Source organism: Chamaesiphon polymorphus CCALA 037 (assembly GCF_003003845.1).
Taxonomy (GTDB): domain Bacteria; phylum Cyanobacteriota; class Cyanobacteriia; order Cyanobacteriales; family Chamaesiphonaceae; genus Chamaesiphon; species Chamaesiphon polymorphus.
Window position 1 is genome coordinate 1 of the sequence record NZ_PVWO01000451.1, and the last position, 4,851, is coordinate 4,851.

Here is a 4,851-nt window from a genome sequence, read left to right on the forward strand (position 1 = left end):
CAACCGAAGTCTAGCTGACTTGCGTACACCACTAGTCCTTAACCCCTCATCTATATGGCGACGATCGTGCAAGATTTTAACTGGAACAAGCTGCAAAATGGCTCTGATATTCGCGGAATTGCCCTCGAAGGCATTCCAGACGAACGTGTCAATCTTACCCCCGCAGTCGCCAAAATTCTCGGACAAGCGTTTGTAACGTGGCTCTCTGGGAAGGTAAATAAACCCAGTACGCAACTAATCGTAGCAGTAGGACGCGACAGCCGCTTATCGGGGCCAGCAATTATGCAAGCCACGCTCGATGGGATTACTTCCATTGGGAGTCAGGCTCTTGATTTTGAGATGGCTTCGACGCCAGCGATGTTTATGAGTACGATTACCGCTGGATTTGAGTGTGACGGCGCGATTATGCTCACCGCCAGTCATTTGCCATTCAATCGGAATGGTTTGAAGTTTTTTACCGCGCAAGGTGGTTTAGAAAAAAAAGATATTAGCGATATTTTGCAGTTAGCGGCTAGCAATAATTTTGAAATTGCCACAGAAAAAGGGACAATTTCTCAACGCGATTTTATGTCTGTATATGCTAACCAATTTGTCGAGCAAATTCGGCAAGCCGTCAATCATCCCACTAATTTTGAACATCCATTATCGGGACTAAAAATCATCGTCGATGCGGGTAATGGTGCGGGCGGGTTTTATGCCGATCGAGTATTGCAGCCATTGGGTGCGGATACGACTGGGAGCCAGTTTCTAGAGCCAGATGGCAACTTTCCCAATCACGTCCCCAACCCCGAAGATCCGACAGCAATGGCGGCAATTTGTCAAGCCGTAATCGAGCATCAAGCTGATTTTGGAATTATTTTCGATACGGATGTCGATCGATCGGCGGCGGTAGATAGTACAGGCAAAGAACTCAATCGCAATCGTCTAATCGGACTGATTAGCGCGATCGTTTTACAAGAACATCCAGGTTCGACGATCGTTACTGATTCGATTACATCGGATGGTTTGACGCAATTTATTCAGCAAGATTTAGGTGGCGTTCACCATCGCTTTAAGCGCGGTTATAAAAACGTGATTAATGAGTCGATGCGACTGAATAAAGACGGTATAGAATCGTGGGTGGCGATCGAAACTTCAGGACATGCCGCCATGAAGGAAAATCACTTTCTCGATGATGGTGCTTATTTAGTCAGTAAATTATTAGTCGAACTTGCTAAATCTAAATTAGCTGGCAAATCGTTAACCGATCTAATTGCCAATCTCCAAGAACCAGTCGAGAGTCAGGAGTTACGGATTAAAATTACTACTACTGAATTTCAAGCTTATGGAAATGAAGTAATCGATCGAATGCAAACATTTGCAGCCAGTCAATCTGACTGGAAAATCGTTCCTAACAATTATGAGGGGGTGCGGGTTGCTTGTACGTCTGAAAGTGAAGATGGTTGGTTCTTGTTACGATTATCTCTCCACGATCCGGTGATTCCCGTAAATATTGAGTCGAATGTAGCAGGTGGTGTCGATTTGATCGAGCAGCGACTCTTAGCGTTTTTAGAAACTCAGGAATCACTGGATTTAGCTGCCTTTGGGGATTAATGTTGGGGTGTTTGCTGGGTTTGCTCTTTACCTTCGATCGTAGATGGCGAACCCACCCCGCCCTATGGGCACCCCTCCGAGGAGGGGATTTGTTTGTGGAGATTGTTGATCGATCGAAATCTAATAATTTTTGGTTGAGATTCGATCGATTAATCTTTAATAGTATCTATACATCTTACATGTTATGTAATATTCAGATACTTAATAGTACAACAAATCATCTAAAAATGGCTTTAAGCTCTTCATAGTTTGTTTTGTAATTAACAATAATTTCATCATCTATGTAATTACCATCTAATGTCAAGAATGAAAAGCTAGGAGGATTTGTTTTACTAATCCATTGAGTTTGGCAAATCCAGTTCTTAAAACCAAAGTCTTCTGTAGACAAATATAAAAATAGACAAATTACTTGAGAATTAAAGGTTTTTAGTTGTTGTGTAATTATTTTAACGATCTCCGTAATGTCTTGCTGTGTATGTTCTTTACATAAAAGCACGTTGGCAGAATACCTCTTAACATTACAGTGACTAAAATCTTTCAAAGATAAAATTGTGTAGTTGTATCTTTCTGGGTAAGGCTTTAAAGTAGCTTTCATAATTCGGTACAATCTCCGAAGAAAAGGAAGTAGATGCTCGTTAAGCATAACAAAATTTTCTGACCATAATTCAAAATCAATCAACAATTCTTGAAAACTATCGCCACATACTTAAAAATAATGGTAGGGGTAATTCATCAATTACCCCTACCATTAAGCGAGATTTATACTATTCTATGTGCCTTCGATCGCGTTGTTATCGCGCCATTCATAGGCTGCGGCGGTGCGTTCGCGATCGAGTTTGAAGATCGAGACACCGAGCGGGGGAATACACAAATCTAGCGAGAATTTACGATTGTGAATCGACCATTCGTCTGCCCATTTACCGCCGAGGTTACCCATATTGCTGCCGCCATATTTGCGAGCATCGCTATTAAATAGCTCGTGATAAAAACCGTGTTCGGGTACGCCAATGCGATAGTGCGCGTGCGGTTGCGGTGTGAAATTACAGACGACAATTACACAATCATTGCTATGTTTATCGCGGCGGATAAAGGACACCACGCTATGACGACTATCGGTACAATCGATCCATTCAAACCCAGCTTCTTCAAAGTCTTGACTATAGAGTGCGGGTTCGTGGCGATAGACGTAGTTGAGATCCGTTATGAACTGACTCATCTGTTGGTGGGGGGCATATTGTAAGAGATGCCATTCCAGATCCGCCCAAACATTCCACTCATTCCATTGGGCAAATTCCATCCCCATAAATAGGGTTTTCTTGCCGGGATGGGTGAACATGTAAGCATAGAGACAGCGCATATTGGCGAGTTTCTGCCACTCGTCACCTGGCATTTTGCCGATCATGTTGCTCTTGCCGTGGACTACCTCATCGTGAGAGAGGGCGAGCATGAAGTTCTCGCTGTGGTTGTACCACATGCTAAAGGTGACATTATTTTGGTGGAACTGGCGGAACCAGGGATCCATCTCAAAATAATCGAGCATGTCGTGCATCCAACCCATGTTCCATTTGAGGTTGAAACCTAAGCCGCCGAGATAGGTAGGTGCAGACACCATCGGCCAAGCTGTGGATTCTTCGGCGATCGAGAGTGCGCCTGGGAAGTAGCTAAAGATGAGATGATTGGTTTGGCGCAAGAAGTCGGCAGCTTCGATATTTTCCCGTCCGCCATACTGGTTGGCTACCCATTCACCTGGTTCGCGACAGTAGTCGAGATACAGCATCGAGCTGACGGCATCGACGCGAATGCCGTCGATGTGGTATTTGTCGAACCAAAATAGAGCATTAGCGTAGAGGAAATTTCTGACCTCGTTGCGCCCGTAGTTAAAGATTAACGTTCCCCACTCTTTATGTTCGCCTTTGCGGGGGTCTGCGTGTTCGTAGAGGTGCGTACCGTCGAAGAAGGGCAACCCGTGTCCGTCTTTGGGGAAATGTCCGGGCACCCAATCGACTAATACACCGATACCTGCCTGGTGACAGCGATCGACAAAATACATAAAATCTTCTGGGGAACCATGTCGCGATGTCGGCGCATAGTAACCCGTTACCTGATAACCCCAGGAGCCATCGAAAGGATGCTCGGAGACGGGTAACAGTTCGATATGGGTAAAGCCTAAATTTTGGACGTAAGGAATTAATTTATCAGCTAATTCGCGGTAAGTGAGAAACCGCGCCCCTGGATTGTAGTCAGAAACAATTACTGCTGGCGAGGTGTTACCGTCGGGTAATTGAGCTGGTTCGTTGGCTGCGGCATGTAGCCAGGAACCGAGATGACACTCATAAACCGAGATCGGTTGGCGCAAAAGATCGCTATGGCGACGCTTTTCCATCCAGTCTTCATCTTGCCACTGGTGAACGCTCAGATCGGCGACGATCGAGGCAGTTTTGGGGCGGGGTTCTTGGTAAAATCCATACGGGTCGGTCTTCTCGTAAGGATGACCGTCTTGATTTTTGATTTCGTACTTATAAGAGGCACCGACTTTGAGTTCGGGGATAAATAATTCCCAAATCCCATTCTCGCGTCTGGCCATCTGGTGCTTGCGTCCATCCCAGTAGTTAAAATCACCAATTACCGAAACATTCCGTGCGTTGGGTGCCCAAACAGCAAAATAGACCCCTTCGATCCCTTCAATTTCGATCGGATGTGCGCCAAGCTTTTCATAAATCCGGTGGTGATTTCCTTCAGCAAATAAGTGAATATCAAAGTCACTTAATAATGGCGAAGTAAACGCATAAGGATCGTAGATTACTCGTTCGTGGCCGCCTTCGGTAATCTTGAGCTGATAGTTGCTCAATTCGGGTAGATCGATAGTGCAACTAAAGAAGTGTGGATGATGCTCTGAGTGCATCATATGCTCCTGCCGCGCGTCGGGAATTATCACCGAGACGGACTCGGCATTGGGGATGTAGCTACGCACTACCCAAACATTTTTCCCATTTTCCTGAACTTGGTGAGGACCTAATATTTCAAAGGGATTGTGATGTTTATTTCCGACAATCCGGTCGATCTGTTCTAAGGCAAGAGTCATGAATTATTAACCTAGGTTGACGCAAAAAAGCTAATTAAATTATTGATAATTAAACAAACTAAAAATCGCCAACAAGCGATCGATTTGCATATGATTACTGTACGGATTTAAATTCCGATGTTTTGTCTGCTTACTGCCGAAACAGCCGATAAGCTGACATCATTGTATCCCAATAG

Annotated in this window: 3 protein-coding genes; 1 reads left to right on the top strand and 2 read right to left on the bottom strand. The window is 44.7% G+C overall.

Going from position 1 to position 4,851, the window contains the following annotated elements:
- Positions 1-54 precede the first annotated feature (54 nt).
- Positions 55-1,593, top strand: a complete 1,539-nt coding sequence (locus C7B77_RS24125) for a phosphomannomutase/phosphoglucomutase (protein WP_219892263.1) — start codon at positions 55-57, stop codon at positions 1,591-1,593.
- A 217-nt stretch (positions 1,594-1,810) separates the two neighbouring features.
- Here the strand turns inward: C7B77_RS24125 and C7B77_RS24130 are convergent, their stop codons facing one another.
- Positions 1,811-2,188, bottom strand: coding sequence for a hypothetical protein (locus C7B77_RS24130; RefSeq protein ID WP_146138488.1), 378 nt, complete (start codon positions 2,186-2,188; stop codon positions 1,811-1,813).
- A gap of 174 nt (positions 2,189-2,362) precedes the next feature.
- Complete coding sequence (gene glgB, locus C7B77_RS24135) at positions 2,363-4,675, bottom strand: 1,4-alpha-glucan branching enzyme (protein ID WP_106310908.1); 2,313 nt, start codon at positions 4,673-4,675, stop codon at positions 2,363-2,365.
- Positions 4,676-4,851: the final 176 nt, after the last annotated feature.

Excerpts from the sequence above, each read along its gene's own strand:
- C7B77_RS24125 (WP_219892263.1), top strand. The coding sequence starts at position 55 with ATGGCGACGATCGTGCAAGATTTTAACTGGAACAAGCTGCAAAATGGC.
- C7B77_RS24130 (WP_146138488.1), bottom strand. The coding sequence starts at position 2,188 with ATGAAAGCTACTTTAAAGCCTTACCCAGAAAGATACAACTACACAATT.
- glgB (WP_106310908.1), bottom strand. The coding sequence starts at position 4,675 with ATGACTCTTGCCTTAGAACAGATCGACCGGATTGTCGGAAATAAACAT.